Origin of the sequence: Actinokineospora inagensis DSM 44258 (assembly GCF_000482865.1) — a bacterium.
GTDB classification, from domain to species: Bacteria; Actinomycetota; Actinomycetes; order Mycobacteriales; family Pseudonocardiaceae; genus Actinokineospora; species Actinokineospora inagensis.
In genome coordinates this window covers 1-19,550 of the sequence record NZ_AXWW01000054.1, presented here as the reverse complement: position 1 = coordinate 19,550, position 19,550 = coordinate 1, and the positions used below count along the sequence as shown (strand labels likewise).

The following is a 19,550-nucleotide window of genomic DNA, read 5'->3' as shown; positions in this document are numbered from 1 at the left end:
CATTACGGCCGCCACCCCGGGTCCCGGCCCGAAACGGCCAGCGCCTGGTCGAACGCGGACACGTCCGACCCGACCTGGACCTCCGGCCCGAACACCTTGTACTCACGGGCCTGCTCGGCGTAACCGGCGGACGCGTCGCGCACGCGGACGGCCACGTCCTCGTCGACCGGGAGGTCCTGACCGGTGGCCTTCGCCAGGTCCCAGCCGTGCAGGACGAGCTCGCCGAGCAGCATGTCGTGGAAGTACCTCGCGGGCCGCGGATCGCCCATCATGACCAACTCGCCGTCCAGGGCGTCCGGCTCGTCCCAGCCCCGGGCGGCGCGGGTCGCGGTGTCGACGAACAGGGCGGGCCACTGGTCGGAGCGGTCGGCCGCCTGGTCCTCCGAGCCGTCCTCCGGCGGCGGCAGCCTGCGGGTGACCCGCTCGGCGACCACGCCGCTCCACAGCGTGAGGTGGTTGACCAGGTCCCGCACCGTCCACTCCGGACAGGGGGTCGGCAGGTCGAACTGGTCCGGGGTGACCGTGCGGGCGATCGCGACCACGTGCTCGGTGGCCCGCGTCATCAGGCTCTTGTCCATGTGGTGCAGCTTGGCAGCCGACCGGTTCGGCGTCTTGAACAAACGCGACTGTCGGTGCCCGGGGTTACCGTGGTGGCGTGGCGCGCGGAGTGCTGGACGAGCGGACCGGCCGGACCAAGTTCCGGCTGCGCACCGTCGCGCCCTCGGCCGCGCTGGGCCCGTTCGTCGAGTACCACTGGATCGTGTCCTGGGACCTCGCCGAGCCGTTCTCCCAGCAGGTCGTGCCGCACCCCAACGTGCACCTGGTGTTCGAGCCGGGCGGCGCCAAGGTGTACGGGGTGCTGCGCGGCCGGTTCACCCGCACGCTGGCCGGGCGCGGGCACGTGCTGGGCGTGCGGTTCCACCCGGGCGGGTTCCGGCCGTGGCTGGGCGGCCGGGTCGCCGACCTCACCGACCGCACCCTGGCGGTCACCGACTGGCTGGGGGTCGAGGGCACCGAGAAGCCGATCGCCGACGCCACCGACGACGCCACCATGGTCGCCGAGGCGGAGGCGGTGCTCTTACCCCGCCTGCCCGCGCCGGACCCGGTGGTCGACCAGGTCCGCGAGCTCGTCGGGCAGATCACCGCGGACCTGGCGCTCACCAGGGTCGACCACCTCGCCCGGGTCTCCGGCATCACCGTGCGCGGCCTGCAGCGGCTGTTCAACGAGTACGTCGGCGTCGGCCCGAAGTGGGTGATCCGGCGGCACCGGATGCACGAGGCCGCCGCCCGCGCGGACGCCGGTGGCCCGGTCGACTGGGCCGGGCTCGCCGCCGAACTCGGCTACAGCGACCAGGCCCACTTCACCCGCGAGTTCACCGCCGCCATCGGCACCTCACCGGGCCGCTACCGGGCGGGCTAGTGGCTCGCTAGTTTGCGCGCATGAGCGAGTACGAACTGGACGACGACCCCACCCGTATCGATGTCGACGCTGTCTGGTCGTACCTGTCCACTGAGGCGTATTGGGGTCGCTGGCGGACTCGCGCGGACGTCGAGACCCAGCTCGCGTCGGCGTGGCGGGTGGTGGGCGCGTACCACCGGTCGACCGGTGCCCAGGTCGGCTTCGCCCGCGCGGTGTCGGACGGGATCAGCCAGGCATACCTGGCGGACGTGTACGTGCTGACGTCCGCGCGCGGCAACGGCCTGGGCAAGGCCCTGGTCCGCACCATGGTCGACGACGGTCCCGGCGCCCGGTTCCGGTGGATGCTGCACACCAGTGACGCCCATGGGCTCTACGCGTCCTTCGGTTTCGCCCGCCCCGACGAGACCTACCTGGAACGCCGCCCGCGGCTGTGACGGAAGGAACGAAAGGCGGCGGCCGGGTTGGGCGTTGTAGCCGGTATGGACGTGGTGGTGATCGGCGCGGGGCAGGCGGGCCTGTCCGCTGCTTACTTCCTGCGCCGCAGTGGCCTGGAGTTCGTGGTGCTCGACGCCAACCCAGCCCCCGGCGGCGCATGGCAGCACCGTTGGCCGACCCTACGGCTGGGGAAGGTGCACGGCATCCACGACCTCCCTGGCATGTCCCTCCCCCACGTCAACCCAGACCTACCAGCGTCCGAGGTCGTCGGCGACTACTTCGGCTCTTACGAGCACGAGTTCGACCTGCCGGTACTGCGCCCCGTCACCGTTAAAGCCGTCCGCGAGGCCGCCGGCGACCTGCTTGTCGAGTCGGGCGCCGGTAGTTGGGTGACCCGCGCCGTCATCAACGCCACCGGCACCTGGGACAAGCCGTTCTGGCCCTACTACCCCGGCACCTTCACCGGCCGCCAACTCCACACCGCCGACTACCGCGGCCCCGCCGAGTTCACCGGCAAACGCGTCATCGTCGTCGGCGGCGGAGCTTCCGGTGTGCAGGCCCTCCTGGAGATCGCCGAGGTCGCCGCCACCACCACCTGGGTCACCCGCCGCCCCCCGATCTGGCGCGACGGCCCCTTCACCCCCGAACACGGCCGCGCCGTCGTCGCCAAGGTCGCCGCCACCGTCGAAGCCGGCCACGTCCCGGACAGCGTCGTGAGTGTCACCGGCCTCAGCCTCACCCCCGAGGTCATCGCCGCGCCACCGGCGTCCTGACCCGCCACCCCGCGTTCACCCGCCTCACCCCCACCGGCGCCCAATGGCCCGACGGCCACACCGTCGAAGCCGACGTGATCCTCTGGGCCACCGGCTTCCGCCACGCCCTGGACCACCTCGCCCCCCTCCACCTCCGCACCCCCGGCGGCGGCATCCCGATGACCGGCACCCAGGTCACCACCGACCCCCGCGTCCACCTGATCGGCTACGGCCCCTCAGCCAGCACCATCGGCGCCACCCGCGCAGGCCGCGCCGCCGTCGCCACCCTCCGCACGCACCTCGCCACCCCCGGCAACCCACCCCGCCGCCACATCGCCCAACTCACCGGTTGACCCCGCTCCATCCCCGGCTCCACACGGCCCCACGCAGCCTGCCGCCGCCGACCCGCCCACCCCCGGCCAATCCCACCCGGCCCCCACGTCACCCCGACCCAGCGAGACCCCGCTGGACCCGCACCTGATCGAGGACCCATCCGCGATTGACCCCAACTCCGCCCGGATCCAGGCAGAGCTCGCGGCGCAGTACTCACCCGACCCAGCGGTCGATCCCGGCTCCACCCAGGAGCTCGCCCACCCGAGCCCGAGGCCACCGCACTCACCCAATCCAGCGTTGACCTCAGCTCCACCCGGGTCCAGGCAGGGGCCCACCCACCCGGGGCCCGGGGCCCCATTCCTGACCGTAACCCGAATCCCAACCTGTCAAGAGGCCAACAGCCCCACCTGTGGACACCCGAGTCGCATGTGGACAACCCCACCCACCCGGCCGCAGACTCCCACCGCCTGCGGTCCGCCAAGCCCCACCCCACCCCGCAATTGACCACAGCCCCCACCCAGAGCTCGGGTGCAGTACTCACCCGACCCAGCGATTGACGCCAACTCCACCCGGGTCCACGCAGGAGCCCGCCCACCCGGGGGCCGGGGGCCCATTCCTGAGAATAGCGAGGAAAGCGGCTTGTCAAGGGCCGCGGTGGAAAGCTGTGGACGGCACTGCCGCATGTGGACAACTCAAGGGTGCACGGCCCAGGGGTGGGCTGCTCCAGGGAGAACGGCTCAAAGGGTGCACGGCCCAGGGGTGGGCTGCTCCAGGGAGAACGGCTCAAAGGGTGGACAGCCCAAAGGCGAACGCCTCAGGGGGCACAGCTCAAGGGGATGCACGGCTCAAAGCGAACGCCTCAAAGGGTGAACGGCTCAGGGAGCGCACGGCCCAAGGGGTGCAAGCTCACAGGCGAACATGTCAGGGGGGAACGCGCAAAGGGTGAACGGGTCAGGGGGTGAACGGCTCCAAGTGTGGCCGCTTGGGTACCCGTCCGTCCCCGGAGGACCGCCCGGTGAGGCGCCGTCCGATCCACGGGCCCGCGTGGGTTCGGGCCCACTGCAGGTCCGCGGCGGCTCGGTCGCGCCAGTGGGCGGGGTCGGCGGGCAGCGGTGTGTCCCAGTCGAAGGCCGGGGTGAACCCGAGCGCGCGGAGGGTCGCCTCGGCCACGCGCCGGTGGCCTTCCGCGTTGAGGTGGATGCGGTCGTCGGCCCACAGCGCGGGTGAGTCGAACACGCGGGACGAGAAGAGGTCGACGACCACGGCGTCGTGTTCGGCCGCCAAGTCGTCGACCAGTCGGAGCAGTCGGTTGATCCGGGGCAGGAGGCGGGAGCTGCCCCGCATCCGCCGGGTCGGGTCGATGACGCGGAACAGCACGAGCCTGCCGGACGCGGCGGCCAGGGTTCGCGCGGCGTACGAGACGCGGGCGGTCAGCGCGGCCATGTCGCAGCCGGGACGCAGCACGTCGTTCATGCCGCCCGCGAAGGTCACCAGGTCGGGGCGCATGGCGGCGGCCGGGTCGACCTGTTCGTCGACGATCTGGCGGACCAGTTTGCCGCGGATGGCGAGGTTGGCGTAGCGGAAGCCGGGGGTGTCGGCGGCGAGGCGGGCGGCGACGAGGTCGGCCCAGCCGCGCGGGTCGCCGTTCGGCGCGAAGTCGGACATGCCTTCGGTGAAGGAGTCGCCCACGGCGACCATGCTGGTGTAGGCGTTCATCGTGCGCCATGCTAACCAGCAACTTTCGTTGCGGCGCCGCCCACCCGAATGGTGCCGATCCGCCCCCCCTGCCGAGCCGGGTCGGTACCGTTCCCCCGTGCGGGAGCCGTTGTGGCGTACGAGGCGTGAGGCGTTCTTCTACCTGCTGCCGGTCGCGGTGACGTTGGCGCTGCAGGTCGGGGGCATGGTGTTCGACAGCACCCCGGCCACCTTCGCGGGCTGCGTCGACGGGGTCGTCACGTTCGGCATGGCCGGGCTGCTGGTGGTGCGCAAGTGGTATCCGGTGCTGCTGGTGGTGGCCACGATCGGGCTGTGCTCCGCGTACCTGCTGCTGGAGTGGCTCGGCCGCGGCGACTGGAACCCGGACTTCAAGGCGACCGACCCGTGGATGCCGGTGTCGACCCCGGTCTACGTCTACAACGCCATGGTCTACGCGGGCGCCGTGCTCGGCCCGGTGCTGGTGGCGCTGCTGATCGGCCTGGTCGTGCGGCCGTGGAACACGTCGGCGGAGTTGCTGCTCGGGTCGGTGCTGCTGCTCGTGCTGCCCGCGCTGATCGGGTTGTACGCGCGCGCCCACCGCCGCCTCGTCCAGGCGTTGACCGACCGGGCCGAACGCGCCGAGCGGGAACAGCACCTGCTCGCCGAACAGGCCCGCGCCGACGAGCGGGTGCGGCTGGCGGAGGAGATGCACGACGTCGTCACCCACCGGGTCAGCCTGATGGTGCTGCACGCGGGCGCCCTCGCCGTCACCGGTCCGGACGACCGCACCCGCACCGCGGCGGAGGGGCTGCGCTCGGCGGGCTGCGAAGCGCTGAACGAGCTGCGGGAATTGGTCGGCGTGCTGCGCAACGAGACCAGCGACGACCGGCAGCCGCGCGAAGCCACCGACGAGCCGACGGCGGTACCGGACCTGTCGACGCTGGTGGCCGAGTCGGAGTCGGTCGGCGTGCCGGTGGACCTGGTGCTCGACGGCAACCCGGCGCTGACGTCGCCGACCGTGGGCCGCACCGCGTACCGGGTGGTGCAGGAGTCGCTGACCAACATCCGCAAGCACGCGCCGGGCGCCCCGACCCGGGTGCACGTCCGCTACAGCGGCGACCGGGTGCGGCTGACCGTCCGCAACGACCCGGCCACCCGGTCCGTCGACAGTGGACTCTCCCGCACCGGCTCCGGCGCCGGTCTGGCAGGCTTGCGGCAGCGGGTCGAACTGGTCGGCGGCACCCTCACCGCGGGTCCCCGACCGGGCGGCGGTTTCGAGGTGGACGCCGTGCTGCCCGCGTACGTCCCGGCGGGTGGGGAAGCGGGTAGATGAGGTTGATCCGGGTCGTCGTGGTGGACGACGAGCCGATGGTGTGCGCGCACCTGCGCACCATCCTCGGCTCGGCCCCGGACATCGACGTGGTCGACACCGCCCAGGACGGCGCCGCCGCCGTCGAGGCCGTCGTCCGGCACGAGCCGCACGTGGTCCTGATGGACCTCCGCATGCCCGGCGTCGACGGCCTGACCGCCATCGAACGCCTCTCCCGCCTGCCCAACCCACCCGCCGTCGTGGCCCTCACCACCTTCGACGCCGACCAGTACGTGATCCGCGCACTCCGCGCGGGAGCGGCCGGGTTCCTGGTCAAGACGACCCCACCGGAAGACCTGATCAGCCTGGTCCGAGTCGCCGCCGACGGGCACACGGTGCTGTCCCCCGCCGCCACCCGTCGCCTGGTGGCCGCCCAGGTCGGCGAACAAGCCGCCCGCGACCGCGCCCTGCACCGGGTGCGCGACCTGACCGAACGGGAGACGGAGGTCCTGACCGCCCTGGGCGAGGGCATGTCCAACGCCCAAATCGCCACCCGCCTGACCCTCAGCGAGGCCACGGTCAAGAGCTATGTGTCCCGCATGCTGGTGAAACTCAACTGCGCCAACCGCACCCAGGCAGGCCTCCTCGCCTACCACGCAGGCCTCGTCACCCGCTGACAGTCCCTTCTCCGCCCGCTGGCTCGCGGCTCCATTCACACCCCGCCAAGCCCGCTCGCTGCCTCTTCGCGGGTCCGGCCGTTGTGTTCGCACAACCACCGCCGCCTGCTCACGCCCACCGCCTCTTTATGAACCCGGCCGCTGTTCACACAGCTACCGTCACCCTGCTCCGCCGCGCCCACTCGACCCGGTTATCCACAACGCACAGACCCGTCCACAGTCCAACCGTTGTCCCTCTTGACAAGTCGCCGAACGCGCTATCGTCAGGAATGGGCGACCAGCCCCCGGGTGGGTGGGGTCTCGCGTAGCGGCCGGGGTGAGCGGTGTCAATGGCCGGGGCGGGTGAGAGCCAGGGCGTCGGGCGGGGCGGATGTGGCTGGTCAAGGCCGGGGAATGGGCAACGTGGCGTGCTTGGCCGGAGCGGGGGCGGTCAGGCAGGTCGCGCGTGGCTAAGTTTGCCTGTCAGGAAGGGGAGCCAGGGGCTGAAGCCAGCGGCGGGCAAACCTCCGATGTGCGGCTGTTCGGACCTGTTCGACCAGGTCCGGCTGGTCTACGGTCCCGGCATGAAGCGACCTTTCATCCTCAGCGCGCTCGTCGTGGTGGCGGTGGGCTGTTTGGCGTTGCCCGCGTCCGCCGCCCACGGTCATGACCTGACCTGGCGGCTCTCCTCCACCGGGTCGGACGCGCGGTTGCGCGGTTTGTCCGTTGTCAGCGACAAGGTGGTGTGGGCGAGCGGCAGTGGCGGCGCGGTGCTGCGCTCCATCGACGGTGGCCGCACCTGGTCCCGCTCGTCCCCGCCGGACACGGCCGCGTTGGAGTTGCGGGACGTCGAGGCGTTCGATGCGCGGACGGCGGTCGCGATGTCGATCGGGCCGGGTGACCAGTCCCGGTTGTTCCGGACGAACGATGGCGGCGCGCACTGGGTTGAGGCGTACCGCAACGCCGAGCCGACGGCGTTCTTCGACTGCATGGCGTTCTTCGACCGGCAGCACGGGCTGGTGCTGAGCGACCCGGTCGACGGCAAGTTCCGGGTTCTGTCCACTGAAGACGGTGGCCGGTCGTGGGCCGTGTTGCCGACCGACCGGATGCCCGCGGCGCTCGACGGGGAGTTCGCGTTCGCGGCGAGCGGGCAGTGCGTCAGCGTGTCGGGTTCGCGGGACGCGTGGATCGCGACGGGCGGTGGGGCGCGGGCACGGGTGCTCCATTCATCCGATCGGGGCCGTAGTTGGACGGTCGGTGACACCGTGTTGGCCAGCAACGCGAGCGCGGGCGTGTTCGCCACTGCCTTCCGCGACCGGGACCACGGCATCGCGGTCGGTGGTGACTACGCGAAGCCGGATGGCGCGGTCGACGCGCTGGGCACGACCCGTGACGGCGGACGCACTTGGCGCAAGCCCGCGTCGGCGCCGCAGGGGTACCGGTCCGGGGTGACCTGGTACCCGTTCCTGCCGACGGTGGCGGTCGCGGTCGGGCCGACCGGCAGCGACCTGACCGTGGACGACGGGCGGACGTGGCGGTCGTTCGACAAGGGCAGCTTCGACACGGTCGACTGCGCGTCCGACGGTTCGTGCTGGGCCGCGGGCGAGCACGGTCGGGTCGCCCGGTTGGGGTTCTGACGTGCCGTCCAGCGTCGTGAACATCGCGTTCGACGCGACCGACAGCCACGCGTTGGCCCAGTGGTGGTCGGGGGTCGTGGGCCACCCGGTGGACCCGGAGTGCGCGCCGGGTGACGAAGAGGTGTGGATCGCGCAGCCTGGCGGGCCGACGCTGTACTTCAACCGGGTGCCCGAGGCGAAGACGGTGAAGAACCGGGTGCACCTGTGCCTGCGGCCGGACGGCCCGCGCGACGAGGAGGTCGACCGGCTGCTGGCGGCCGGGGCGAGCATGGTCGCCGACCTGCGCAGGCCGGACGGTCGGGGTTGGGCGGTTCTGGGCGATCCCGAGGGCAACGAGTTCTGCGTGTTGCGCGGCGCCTGATCGCGGCCGCGGTGCCCCGGTGACGGCGGGTCGTCACCGGGGCATCGTCGTATTCGCACACGTGCACATCCGGAAAACGGACGCCTCGCGGTTCACGGGCGCTAACCACAATGTGGTCTGGACCACTATTTCCGGCGGGTCCGAGCGGGCGTCCACAGCGGCCCGCTGGGAGCTGAAGTTGTGGTCACCACACAAGATCAGCGGTCAATTCATGTGGTCTGGACCACTTTTCCCGGTCGGGAGTCGTGGCCAACCCGTGCGATCCGCGGGATTTTCCGACCCTGGGCATCACAAAACCGCGGCCAGGCCGGATGATGGTGGCTGTGACCGTTTCCTCGCCACAGCGCGGTTTGCTGGAGATCATCGCCCTGACCGTCGCCGACGCGGTCGCCGCCCAACAGGGCGGCGCCGACCGGATCGAAGTCGTCGCCCAGATGGACCGGGACGGGCTGACCCCCGACCCGCGGCTCGTCGCCGAGATGCGGGCCGCGGTCGACATCCCGCTGCGGGTGATGGTGCGCACCACCGACGGCTTCACCGCCGACGCCGACCAGTTGGCCGACCTGATCACCACCGTCGGCGAACTGCGCGACGCGGGCGCCCAGGAGTTCGTCCTCGGCTTCCTCACCCCCACCGGCGAGGTCGACCTCGCCGCCACCCGCGCCGTCGTCGAGGCCATCGACGGCTCCCCCTGGACCTTCCACCGCGCCGTCGACCACGCCGCCGACGCCGAACAGGCCTGGGCCGCCTTACGCGGCCTCCCCGGCCTCGACACCGTCCTCACCGCGGGCTCCGCCCAGGGCCTCGACACCGGCCTCCCCCGCCTCGCCGCCCGCGACGACTGGCGCGACGCGGGCATCCGCCTCCTCGCGGGCGGCGGCCTCAAGCACGCGCACGTCCCGGGCCTGCGCTCCATCGGCGTCAACGCCATCCACGCGGGCGGCCTGGTGCGCGACAGTTGGCAAACCCCGGTGGCGGCCGACCAGGTCCGCACCCTCCGCGAACTCCTCGACGCCTGATCTTCTTCTCGGGCAAAACCGCAGGTCAACACACCCCGACGACCTCAGCCCGCCACCACGACCTTCACCCGTCCCAGCGACAGAAGTTATCCACAGGAGAACCTCTCCGGCCACCTTCTCAAGATCCACTGTCACCCCCCACCGGTAGACTGGCATCGAGGGCTGCCCCCGGAGAGGGTGGGGGCCGCCTGGGGGTGGTGGGGGTGGCTGGGAGCGGTGGGGTGGCCGGGGTCGGGCACTCGCGGTGGTGGCTCGATCTGGCGGACTTGATGTCCCGTCGCTCGTGGTGGGAAGCGACCACTTCGGCGCCGGTGGGGGCACGGTGATCAGCCGGTGCGATTCGTCGTGTCCGTCACGGTTGGTGGTGGCGTGCTGGTGACGCGGAACGCGGCCGGGTCGACATCGCTCCGCTGAGCGAGCGCGTGCGGGCGTGCTCGTGAGTTGCGGTGTTCGGGCCGGATAACCAGGTTCGAGCCGTCGGGCGGCAGGTGATCAACGGACGGCGGGTGCGCTCTGGTCCCGGTGGTGGTGACCAGGTCAGCGGCATGGGCGCCCGGGAGGCCCGGGGATGGGCGGGGCGCGGGTTCACCGGATTGTTTGGCGGGGGGCGGCTCTGGTGTTCCGGGGGTTGGATGCGGTGGGATCCGGGGCGACTGTGATCGGGGTTGAGTGAGGGGTGAGGGCGTGGGGACGATTCGGGCGGAGCGGACCGGGGAGCATGTGTTCACGGCGGTGAACGGGCGTGGGGCCGCGGTGGAGGTCGGGCGGGCGGGGATGGAGGGGGTGTTCAGCCCGGTCGAGTTGTTGTTGGCCGCGGTCGCCGGGTGTGTGGGGATTACGGCGGAGGAGCTGGTGATGCGGCGGACGGGGGCCGCGCCAAGGGTGGCCGCGTCGGATGTGCGGCCTGAGGGGGCGCACGAGTTGGACGGGGTGCGGGTTGACGTCGGCGTCGACGTGGCCGGGTTGGATCAGGCCGCGAGGGACGAGTTGGTGGCGGTGGTGAACCGGGCGGTTGACGCGTTGTGCACAGTGACGCGGACGTTGAAACGGTCGGCCGGTGTCGAGATGGAGATCAACCGGTGAGGAACTCGTACTGCTCTTACTGCGGCAGCCAGTACCCGCAGGATCTCCCCTGGCCTCGACAGTGCCAACAGTGCGGGCAGACCTCTTACCTCAATCCGACCCCCGTAGCCGTGTTGCTGCTCCCTGTCGACGATGCCCTTCTCGTCGTCCAGCGCGACATCGAGCCGAAGGCGTTGGCCTTGCCTGGTGGGTTCGTCGACTACGGGGAGTCGTGGCGGGAGGCGGCGGCGCGGGAGCTTCGGGAAGAAGCCAACATCGACACAGACCCTCAAGGCATCTCCCTGTTCGACACGGTAAGCGCGCCGGACAGCACATTGTTGGTGTTCGGTGTGGCGGCTAAGACCACCAGGACTGCGCTACCCGCGTCGATCGCCACCAACGAGACACGAGGCTGGGAGCTGATCCACGGGCCCGTCCAGTTGGCGTTCCCGCTGCACACGGACGCCGTGGCGAGGTACTTCGGCGGGCGGTAAGAGCCACGGTTACCCTCTCCGGCGTGGATATCCCGGTTCTGGTGGTCGCCGGCTTCCTCGGCGCGGGCAAGACCACCTTGCTCAACCACCTGCTGCACACGTCGGACCTGCGGGTCGGGGTGGTCGTCAACGACTTCGGGAAGGTCAACATCGACGCGTTGACCGTGGCGGCCCAGGTCGACTCGATGGTGTCGTTGGGCAACGGTTGCCTGTGTTGCGCGGTCGACCCCGGCGAGTTGGACGCGATGCTGGACCGGTTGGCGCAGCCGGACGGGCCGGTCGACGTGATCGTCATCGAGGCCAGCGGGTTGGCCGAGCCGCCCGCGATGGTGAAGCTGGTGCTCGCCAGCGCGAACCCGAACATCCGCTACGGCGGGTTGGTCGAGGTCGTCGACGCGGCCGAGTTCACCGCGACCCGGAAGGACCACCCCCGGCTGGACCTGCACCTGCGCCAGGCGGATCTGGTGCTGCTCAACAAGGTCGACCGGGCCGAGCCGGGGGTGCTGGAGCTGGTGCGCGAACTCGCGGGCGAAACCCCAGTCGTACCAACGGAGTTCGGCCGGGTCGACCCGGATCTCCTGTTCGACCCCGTCGACCGGCCGGACCCGGTCGAGCGGCAACTGTCCTTTGAGGACCTTGTCGAGCACGGGGAGCACCTGCACGCCGGGTACACCAGCGTCGAGTTCGACACCGGAATCCCGTTGCACCCCAGGAGGTTCGCCCGGTTCCTGGCCGAGCGGCCGCCCGGACTGTACCGGATGAAGGGGTTCGCGTGGTTCGCCCGCCGGGATGAGCCGCTGGGGTTGCAGACGGTCGGGGCGGCCGTGTGGGCGACCGAGGCGGCGGACCGACCGGCGAGGACCACCCTCGTGCTCATCGGCGCGAACCTCGACGCGGAAGCGATCCGGGCCGCGTTGGAATCGACCGAGACCACCGCGGGCGAGGACGTCGACCCGCTGGACCTGTTGTCCATCACCAGGTACCTACCCCGGTAAGCGCGGGAACGGCGGGCACCCCGCACTGGGGTGCCCGCCGCGTTTCACAATCCGCAGGTCTTACTTGGTGGCGAGCTTGGCGACCTTGGCGGTGCCCTGGGTCACCGTGAAGTCGTCGGCGAAGACCGTGCCCAGGCCGTACCAGCCGTGGACGTAGATCGTCACCGCGCCGTTGGCGCCCGTGGTGAACGGCAGCGACACCTGCTGCCAGTCCGACGGCGAGGCCCAGATGCTGGCGGTCGCGCCGCCGCGGACACCGATGAACGCGTAGGTGCCCTTGAGCCAGGCCTTCAGGGTGTAGGCGGTGTTCGGCTGCAGGGTGATGGCCTGCGCGGCCTCACCGGTGCTGGAGTTGGTCGCCGCGACCGAGAGGGCGTAGGTGCCGCCGTGCGCGCCGGAGTTGACGACGGCGGTCCCGGTGGCCGCGGTCCACGGGGACAGCGAGCCGGACTCGAAGTCACCGTTGGTCACCGAGCCACCCGGCGGGGTGCTGGTGTTGACCTTGACCGTGAGCGTGGCCGACTTCTTGCCGGACGGGGCCGAGGCGCCGATGGCGAAGTCGTAGCTGCCCGCGGTGGCGTTCGCGGCCGCGGTAGCGGTAACAGTGGCGGTGCCACCGGCGGTGACCGTGGTCGGGTTGACCGACAGGGTCACGCCACCCTGCGTCTTCGGCACGCTCAGGGTGATGGTCTGCGCGCTGCCGTTGGTGACGGCGGTGGTGACGGTGCTGGTGGTGGTCTTGCCCGGGTCGACGCTCACCGAGGCCGGGTTAAGGGTCACGGAGTAGTCGTTGCCCGGCTGGGTGCCGTTGACCTTGACGGACACGGTCGCGGTGTGGCTGCCGGAGGCGGCCGCGCCGGTGACGGTGAAGGTGTAGGTGCCCGGGGTCGCGCCGGCCGAGGCGGTGAAGGTGACGGTCGCCGTGCCGCCCGCGGTGACGCTACCGGGGGAAACAGCGGCGGTGACGCCGCCCTGCGCCGCGCCTGCGGACAGGGTCACGGTCTGCGCGTTGCCGGAGGTGACGGCGGTGCTGATGGTCGAGGTGGCGGTGTTGCCCGGGTCGACGCTCACCGAGGTCGGGTTGGCCGAGAGCGAGAAGTCGTCCGACGGGTTGGTGGTGCCACCGGTGAACTGCTGGAACTGCTTGCTGAAGTAGTACAGGTCCTGCTGGATGCCGGAGCAGTTGTCGGCGGCCTGGCCACCGGCGCAGCTCCCGTTGTCGCGCTGCAGGGCCCAGAAGGACAGCGTGTTGATGCCCTTCTGCTGCGCCCAGGCGAGCACGGTCGGGGCGTCTGCGGTGGTGAAGGTCTCCGCCGGGCCGAAGTCGTCGACGCCGATCATCTCGGTGATGCCGACCATGCCCCACAGTTGGGCCTGGGTCTTGCTCGGGTACAGCGAGGCGAGGTAGTTGACCAGGCCCTGGGCCGCGGTCTTGGTGTCCTCGGCCATCTTGTGCGTGCCCGCGTTGTCGTAGTAGTCGAACGTCATGAGGTTGACGACGTCGATCTCGGCGTTGTTGGTCACCGCGTTGCGCAGCAGGGCCTTGCCGTTGTCCGCCAGGCTGGTGGTGGTCGTGGGCAGGGTGTAGGAGAACTGGACGGTGCGACCGTTGGCCTTGGCCCAGTCCTTCACGATCTTGATGGCCTTGTTGCGGCGGTCGACACCGGCGGTGTTGTCCAGCGAGTCGGCCTCGATGTCGAGGTCGATCCGGCTGATGTCGTAGGTGGTGACCAGCCGCTCGTACTCGGCCGCGATCTTGTTGACGTCGGTGCAGCTGTCGGCCAGCTCGGTGTTGGTCGTGTCGGCGGTGTAGCCGCCGAACGACGGGATGACGTCACCGCCCGCGGCCCGGATCTTGGCGATGTCGGCGGCGAAGGTCGAGCCGATCGGCATCGACGTGTCGCCGTTCCACAGGGCGGTGCAGGAGCCCTTGCTGGCGGTCTGGATGAACGCCATGGTCAGGTACTTCGCGCCGGACGCCGCGGACAGGGTGGCCGGGTTCTCCCCGGTCCACGCCTCGAAGTAGGGGGCGAACACCCGGGCGGGCAGCGGCTTGGCCGCCGCAGGCGCCGCCTGGGCCGAGTTGGTCGCCAGGGTGATCCCGACGACGGACGCCGCCGCGGCCACGGTGGCCAGCAGTGCGGAGAGTGGTCTGGACAGCCGCATTGTCGCGCTCCAGTGCAGGGTGGGGGTGCGCGGCCGGGCGGACAACCCCGACCGCGGTGGTGCCCCACAAAATTGGACTAGACCAAACTCGATGTCAAGAGTGCTGCGGCAGACGGTGGCCACCCCCGCGCATCTGTGCCAATTCACGCCAAGCGGGCATTTCCGCAGGCCAACACTGGGAATTCACAGTCTCAAGTGGACCAGCCGATATCTCGACCGGTACCCGCAAACTCGCGCCGGCAGGTCAATTGGTCCACTGTGGATAGACCATCGCGTCGTAAAGTGGGCAGGTGAGACACCACAGGTTCGAGCGCCTGAACAACTTCCGCGACCTTGGCGGCTACCGCACCGCCGACGGCACGACGCTGAGCTGGAACGTCTACTACCGCTCCGACTCCCTGGGCAAGCTGGCCGGACCCGACCTGGAGCGGTTCCGGGACCTCGGCGTGCGCACCGTCATCGACCTGCGGCACCAGCACGAGATCGACAAGCGCGGCCGGGTCCCCGACCTGCCCGATCTGGCCTACCACCACCTGCCCGTCGAACGCAGGCCGTGGGACCTGGCGGCGCTCGACGAGGACCGGCCCGTCGGCCGCTTCCTGGCCGACCGCTACCGGGAGGTCGCCGAGGACGGCCGGGTCGAACTGCGCACCGCCCTCGAGGTGCTCGCGGACAGCCCGGGGCCTGCGGTCTTCCACTGCGCGGCGGGCAAGGACCGCACCGGCCTGCTCGCCGCGCTGGTGCTGCTCGCGGTCGGCGTGGCCGAGGCGGACGTGGTCGCCGACTACGCGCTCACCGCCCTGGTCAGGACGCGGCTGATGGCCGAGTACCGGGCCGAGGGCAACGAGTCGACCTGGCCCGGTTTCGGCCACGCCCCCGCCGAGGCGATGGAACTGGCCCTCGTCGACCTGGTCTCCGACTACGGCTCCCCCACGGCCTACCTCCGGGACTATTTGGGCGTGTCGGACACGACCGTGCGCGGGCTGCGCGAGAAGTTGACGCACGCGTGGACGCACCGAGCCTGATCTGCGAGGATCCGGGCGACCGTTAGTCCGAACGGAGGACCGCGATGACCTCTCGGCTCAACCCCTACCTGACCTTCCCCGGCACCGCCCGCGAGGCGCTGGAGTTCTACCAGTCCGCGCTCGGCGGGACCCTGGTGGTCAACACCTTCGGCGAGTTCGGCGCGCCGGACCCGTCGCTGGCCGACAAGGTGATGCACGGCCAGTTGGAAACCGGGTCCGGGCTCGTGCTGATGGGCGCGGACCTCGCGCCCGGCATGGAGCACCGGCCCGGCACCAACATCACCGTCAGCCTCAGCGGCGACGAGTCCGACCTGCTGCGCGGCTACTGGGACAAGCTCACCGACGGCGCGACCATCGAGACCCCGCTGGCCAGGCAGATGTGGGGCGACGAGTACGGCTCGTTCACCGACCGCTTCGGCGTGCCGTGGCTGGTGAACATCGCCGGTCCGCGCGACTGAGGTCCCACCCCCGCACAACACCGTGTCCGCCATCCGGGCACGGTGTTGTCGCTTTTCGGGTTGCTTGTCCCTTTATCGCGGTTGCGCTCCCACTGGATGTGCCGACAACCGGTCCACTGTGTCCCGTCCGTGCCACACCCGACGACTGTTATGGCGGCTTGCCATATAGCGGCGCGCTTCATACGGTCGCGGGCGTGCCCCCGTTGCGCCGCGCCGACCGCGATCTCGTCGGGTTGACCGTGCTCGCCCTGCTCCTCCACGGCGAGCGGCACACCTACGACATGCACCGGCAGATCATCGACACGCGCAAGGACTTCGTCGTCGGGTTGCCGCGCAGCATGTACCACGCGGTGGAACGCCTCAGCCGGGACAACCTGGTCATCGCCGTCGAGACCACCCGCGCGGGCAACCGCCCGGAACGCACCCGCTACCGCCTGACCGACGCGGGCCGCGACGAACTGCGGTCCAGAGTGCGCCGACTGCTCGCCACACCCGACCGGGACCCGACCCCGTTCGTCGCCGCCTTGTCCTACGTGGGCTGCGTTTCCGTTGGCGAGGCCCAGGAGGCGCTGGCCGAACGGGCCGCCGCGCTGACCGAGGCGGCGACCGCGCTGCGCGCCGACTTCGACCAACTCGGCCCGCGACTCCCCCGCGTCCTGCTGGTGGAACTGGAGTACGAGCTCGCCAGGGTGACCGGGGAACTCGACTGGGTGCGCGCCCTGCAGGCCGACCTGGACAGCGGCTCGCTGGCCTGGCCAACCCCGAGCCAAGTCATTCCTTGACAAGAATATTCTGCGTGGTGAATACTTGCCTCGTGGACGAGATCGCAGCAGCACTCGGCGACGGCGCGCGGTGGCGCATCGTGGAGCTCCTGGCCGAACGCCCCAGGTCGGTCGGTGAACTGGCCGACCTGGCCGGGCTGCGCCAACCGCAGACCACCAAACACCTGCAAACCCTGGCCAGGACGGGCATCGTGTCCGTCCACCCGCTGGGCCAACGCCGCGTCTACGCCATCGAGACGGCACCGTTACGGACCCTGGAAGACCGCTTGCGCGCCCTGATCGCGACCGCGGTCGCCCACTCGGGTGAACGGGACGTCCTCGACCGGTACCGCGCGGCCATCGAGTCGGAGGCCACCGTCGCCCAGGACCGCTGGGCGGACGGCCGCGCGTTCACCTTCGAACGGTCCCTGGCCGCCCCCGTCGACGTGGTCTGGCGGCAGTGGGTCGACCCGGACCTGCTCGCGGCCTGGTGCGCCCCACCGTCGATGACGATCACCACCTGCGCCATCGCCCCCGACCCCGGCGGCGACGCGGTCCTCGAATACCAGGACGCCGATGGCCGCCGGTACCTGTCGTCCGGCCGCGTGCACACCGCCGACGCCCCGTCACACCTGGTCTTCGACCTCTCGGTGCTCGACGCGGCCGGGGCGGTCTTCTTCACCGGCCACTACGACCTGACCCTGTCCCCCGCCACCGCATCCCCCGCCTCGGCCGGAACCGCGCTGCGGCTCGACCTGCACATCACCGAAACCACCGCCAAGGCGGTCCCCTTCATCGCCGGCATCTCCGCGGGCTGGGGCCAAGTCCTGGACAACCTCGTCACCACCATCGAAAGGCCCCGGTCATGACCCGCCTCGTCACCGCCAACATCGCCCTCACCCTCGACGGCCGCTACCACGGCGCGGGCGGCCCGATGGACCTCACCGCCATCGTCCCCTACGCCACCACCGACGTCGCCCGCGACCAGATGACCCGCATGCTCGCCAACGCCACCACGGCCGTCCTCGGCAGGGGCAGCGCCCAGGGCTTCCTCGGTTTCTGGCCCACCGTCCTGGACAACCCCGACACGGACCCCCGCGACCGCGCCTACGCCCAGTGGCTCGTCGACACCGAGAAGGTCGTCTTCTCCGGCACCCTCGCCGAATCCCCCTGGCCGCGCACCCGCCTCGCCAACGACCCGGTCCCCCAGGTGATCGCCGACCTCAAGTCCACCGGCACCGGCGACATCCTGGTCAACACGAGCCCCAGCATCATCAAGCCGTTACTGGCCGCCGACCTGCTGGACCGCCTCTACCTGATCGTCACCCCCGAACTCGCGGGCGGCGGCGACCGCCTCTTCGAGAACTTCCCGGCGTCCAAGTGGACCCTCACCCACCAGGAAACCGGCTCCCTGGGCGAAATGGCGTTGGTCTACGACCGAACTCGGTAACGAGGGGCAGCGGCGCCGGAGAGTGGGGCGGGTGGGGCTCGAACCCACGGCCAAGGGATTATGAGTCCCCTGCTCTGACCAACTGAGCTACCGCCCCCAGCCCGTTGGATCTTACCCAGGGTGTTCGTGGAGCGGACACCTGCCGCCTACCTTGATCAACTCTGGTCGGGAAGCCGCCAAACGCGGGCGCGCGCTCCAGACTGCGGACTATGCCCGAGCCCTGCTCGCGTCGAGCCCCTTCAACGATCGAGCCGATGTCGAGCCGCTGGTTGCCGCCCCGGGGCCGATCGACAGACCCGCCTCACCGCACCGGACGCGCCCGGACTGTGGGTCACCATGTCCGAAGCAGCGATCCGGAGGGCCCCGACGATCTAGGCGCGGTTCGAGACAGCAAGAACCCCAGAGGGGCATCGCTGCATGTCGACGTCGGCAACCTTGTCACCGCGATCCGGACCGGTCGGCTGTGATAGCCGCGGCCCCCGGCATACCGCAGGGGGCCGCCTCGTAACACCAACGGATCATCAGCCGATCATGCGAGGCGTGACCATCGCCCCACGTCCCGCAGCCAAGATCTTCGGCGCACTCCTGCTGCTCGTAGGTATCCTGCTGCTCGCCACCCCCACGTCAACCTCCGTCGCCGGTACGGACGTTCAGTGCGGTGACGCGATGAAGGGTGTGGCCCACAACATCAACGAGCTGCTGACCGAGGACTGCGAATCGGCCATTGGTACCCGCCGCAGCATTGGGTGGCCGCTTGCCGGCGCCGGTGCCCTGATACTGGTGGGCGCCGCAGTTGTACGGACGCCGCCACGAGAAGCCCCAGCCTGACGGCGTTCGACGGCGCCGAGTCGGGCGAGGGCATCCCGTAGCAGCGGAGCGTCGCGTCGGGTGCGTGTTGCTCCGGCTGCACCGATCCGCAGACGAACAGTCCGACTTGAACGGTCCGTGGTGAGGGTGCCACCGCAGGTGGGGCAACGACGGCAGGTTGGATCGTCGTGGTGAAAGCCTCGGCTCGAAGTGTTACCGAGCACTGAGGTAGCCGCCGCAGAACGAAGAAGACCCGTTCTCCCGGGTGTTGACCTGGGAGAACGGGTCTCTTGCTCCTCCAGATGGACTCGAACCATCAACCCTTCGATTAACAGTCGAATGCTCTGCCAATTGAGCTATGGAGGATTGTCGTCCGGCCCCCTGGGGGCCGACGGGTGGTAACTCTAGCGCATGTCGACCAAGGACACGCAGGGGGTACCCCGGTGGCGGGACGGCATGGGTGGGGCTGGTGGGGGAGGATGGAACGAGATGGACCGGATCGGGGTGTGGAGGCGCGGTGGTGAGGTTCCTGGTGGGTGCGGGGATCGGGTACGTCCTGGGCGCCAAGGCGGGGCGGGGGCGGTACGAGCAGATCCTGCGGGCGTACCGGCGGATCACGGATCACCCTGCCGTGCAGGGCGCGGCGGGGATCGCGCGGGCGAAGGTGGAGGAACTGCGCCGGTAGATCACCCGGTTGTGTGCGGTGGTCCCCCCC

The 19,550-nt window shown here is 70.5% G+C and carries 20 protein-coding genes, 2 tRNA genes and 1 pseudogene; 18 read left to right on the top strand and 5 right to left on the bottom strand.

Going from position 1 to position 19,550, the window contains the following annotated elements:
* Window positions 1–2: 2 nt before the first annotated feature.
* Window positions 3–578, bottom strand: a complete 576-nt coding sequence (locus tag H504_RS36100; RefSeq protein ID WP_157440528.1) for a TIGR03086 family metal-binding protein — start codon at window positions 576–578, stop codon at window positions 3–5.
* Window positions 579–655: 77 nt separating this feature from the next.
* On the opposite strand from H504_RS36100, the gene H504_RS0120215 reads away from it, so the two are divergent.
* The 3 genes and pseudogenes from H504_RS0120215 to H504_RS36095 all read left to right on the top strand — a co-directional run bounded on the left by H504_RS0120215 (window position 656) and on the right by H504_RS36095 (window position 2,960).
* Window positions 656–1,420: a helix-turn-helix domain-containing protein gene (locus H504_RS0120215; protein ID WP_051386066.1), complete on the top strand. Its 765-nt coding sequence runs from the start codon at window positions 656–658 to the stop codon at window positions 1,418–1,420.
* A 20-nt stretch (window positions 1,421–1,440) separates the two neighbouring features.
* A complete protein-coding gene (locus tag H504_RS0120210; protein WP_026424250.1) occupies window positions 1,441–1,854 on the top strand; it encodes a GNAT family N-acetyltransferase in 414 nt (137 codons plus the stop codon).
* A gap of 45 nt (window positions 1,855–1,899) precedes the next feature.
* A pseudogene (locus tag H504_RS36095) lies at window positions 1,900–2,960 on the top strand (FAD-dependent oxidoreductase).
* 931 nt (window positions 2,961–3,891) lie between these two features.
* Here the strand turns inward: H504_RS36095 and H504_RS36090 are convergent.
* Window positions 3,892–4,656: an SGNH/GDSL hydrolase family protein gene (locus H504_RS36090; protein ID WP_035305056.1), complete on the bottom strand. Its 765-nt coding sequence runs from the start codon at window positions 4,654–4,656 to the stop codon at window positions 3,892–3,894.
* Between the two features lie 97 nt (window positions 4,657–4,753).
* Between H504_RS36090 and H504_RS0120190 the strand changes: the two genes are divergently transcribed.
* The 8 genes from H504_RS0120190 to H504_RS0120155 all read left to right on the top strand — a co-directional run bounded on the left by H504_RS0120190 (window position 4,754) and on the right by H504_RS0120155 (window position 12,168).
* Window positions 4,754–5,968, top strand: coding sequence for a sensor histidine kinase (locus H504_RS0120190; RefSeq protein WP_026424249.1), 1,215 nt, complete (start codon window positions 4,754–4,756; stop codon window positions 5,966–5,968).
* Between the two features lie 2 nt (window positions 5,969–5,970).
* Complete coding sequence (locus H504_RS0120185; protein WP_026424248.1) at window positions 5,971–6,621, top strand: response regulator; 651 nt, start codon at window positions 5,971–5,973, stop codon at window positions 6,619–6,621.
* Between the two features lie 563 nt (window positions 6,622–7,184).
* Window positions 7,185–8,237 carry a WD40/YVTN/BNR-like repeat-containing protein gene (locus H504_RS0120180; RefSeq protein ID WP_157440527.1) on the top strand — a complete coding sequence of 351 codons (1,053 nt, stop codon included), beginning with the start codon at window positions 7,185–7,187 and terminating at the stop codon, window positions 8,235–8,237.
* 1 nt (window position 8,238) lies between these two features.
* Entirely contained in the window at window positions 8,239–8,598 is a 360-nt protein-coding gene (locus tag H504_RS0120175) for a VOC family protein (RefSeq protein ID WP_026424246.1), read from the top strand.
* Window positions 8,599–8,921: 323 nt separating this feature from the next.
* Window positions 8,922–9,617, top strand: a complete 696-nt coding sequence (locus tag H504_RS0120170) for a copper homeostasis protein CutC (RefSeq protein ID WP_026424245.1) — start codon at window positions 8,922–8,924, stop codon at window positions 9,615–9,617.
* 684 nt (window positions 9,618–10,301) lie between these two features.
* On the top strand, window positions 10,302–10,700 hold the full coding sequence (locus H504_RS0120165) for an OsmC family protein (RefSeq protein ID WP_026424244.1): 399 nt from the start codon (window positions 10,302–10,304) through the stop codon (window positions 10,698–10,700).
* Window positions 10,697–11,173, top strand: coding sequence for an NUDIX domain-containing protein (locus tag H504_RS0120160; protein ID WP_026424243.1), 477 nt, complete (start codon window positions 10,697–10,699; stop codon window positions 11,171–11,173). The genes H504_RS0120165 and H504_RS0120160 overlap by 4 nt, the downstream gene beginning before the upstream one ends.
* Window positions 11,174–11,196: 23 nt before the next feature.
* Window positions 11,197–12,168, top strand: coding sequence for a CobW family GTP-binding protein (locus H504_RS0120155; protein WP_026424242.1), 972 nt, complete (start codon window positions 11,197–11,199; stop codon window positions 12,166–12,168).
* Window positions 12,169–12,228: 60 nt separating this feature from the next.
* On the opposite strand, the gene H504_RS36085 is transcribed toward H504_RS0120155, so the two are convergent.
* A complete protein-coding gene (locus tag H504_RS36085) occupies window positions 12,229–14,334 on the bottom strand; it encodes a glycosyl hydrolase family 18 protein (protein WP_051386065.1) in 2,106 nt (701 codons plus the stop codon).
* A gap of 290 nt (window positions 14,335–14,624) precedes the next feature.
* Here H504_RS36085 and H504_RS0120145 point away from each other — a divergent pair, with 290 nt between their 5' ends.
* The 5 genes from H504_RS0120145 to H504_RS0120125 all read left to right on the top strand — a co-directional run bounded on the left by H504_RS0120145 (window position 14,625) and on the right by H504_RS0120125 (window position 18,028).
* Window positions 14,625–15,359, top strand: a complete 735-nt coding sequence (locus tag H504_RS0120145) for a tyrosine-protein phosphatase (protein WP_026424241.1) — start codon at window positions 14,625–14,627, stop codon at window positions 15,357–15,359.
* Between the two features lie 44 nt (window positions 15,360–15,403).
* Window positions 15,404–15,817 (top strand): VOC family protein, encoded by a 414-nt coding sequence (locus H504_RS0120140; RefSeq protein ID WP_026424240.1) that lies wholly within the window; start codon window positions 15,404–15,406, stop codon window positions 15,815–15,817.
* A 194-nt stretch (window positions 15,818–16,011) separates the two neighbouring features.
* On the top strand, window positions 16,012–16,599 hold the full coding sequence (locus H504_RS0120135) for a PadR family transcriptional regulator (protein WP_245614378.1): 588 nt from the start codon (window positions 16,012–16,014) through the stop codon (window positions 16,597–16,599).
* 32 nt (window positions 16,600–16,631) lie between these two features.
* Complete coding sequence (locus tag H504_RS0120130) at window positions 16,632–17,447, top strand: metalloregulator ArsR/SmtB family transcription factor (RefSeq protein WP_026424238.1); 816 nt, start codon at window positions 16,632–16,634, stop codon at window positions 17,445–17,447.
* Window positions 17,444–18,028: a dihydrofolate reductase family protein gene (locus H504_RS0120125; RefSeq protein ID WP_026424237.1), complete on the top strand. Its 585-nt coding sequence runs from the start codon at window positions 17,444–17,446 to the stop codon at window positions 18,026–18,028. Before H504_RS0120130 ends, H504_RS0120125 begins: the two co-directional genes overlap by 4 nt.
* Before the next feature lie 23 nt (window positions 18,029–18,051).
* Here the strand turns inward: H504_RS0120125 and H504_RS0120120 are convergent.
* A tRNA-Ile gene (locus tag H504_RS0120120) sits at window positions 18,052–18,125 on the bottom strand.
* A gap of 443 nt (window positions 18,126–18,568) precedes the next feature.
* Here H504_RS0120120 and H504_RS0120115 point away from each other — a divergent pair.
* Complete coding sequence (locus tag H504_RS0120115; protein ID WP_026424236.1) at window positions 18,569–18,856, top strand: hypothetical protein; 288 nt, start codon at window positions 18,569–18,571, stop codon at window positions 18,854–18,856.
* 272 nt (window positions 18,857–19,128) lie between these two features.
* Here the strand turns inward: H504_RS0120115 and H504_RS0120110 are convergent.
* A tRNA-Asn gene (locus H504_RS0120110) sits at window positions 19,129–19,201 on the bottom strand.
* 154 nt (window positions 19,202–19,355) lie between these two features.
* Here H504_RS0120110 and H504_RS42080 point away from each other — a divergent pair.
* On the top strand, window positions 19,356–19,520 hold the full coding sequence (locus H504_RS42080; RefSeq protein WP_169735428.1) for a hypothetical protein: 165 nt from the start codon (window positions 19,356–19,358) through the stop codon (window positions 19,518–19,520).
* The last annotated feature ends 30 nt before the right edge of the window (window positions 19,521–19,550 follow it).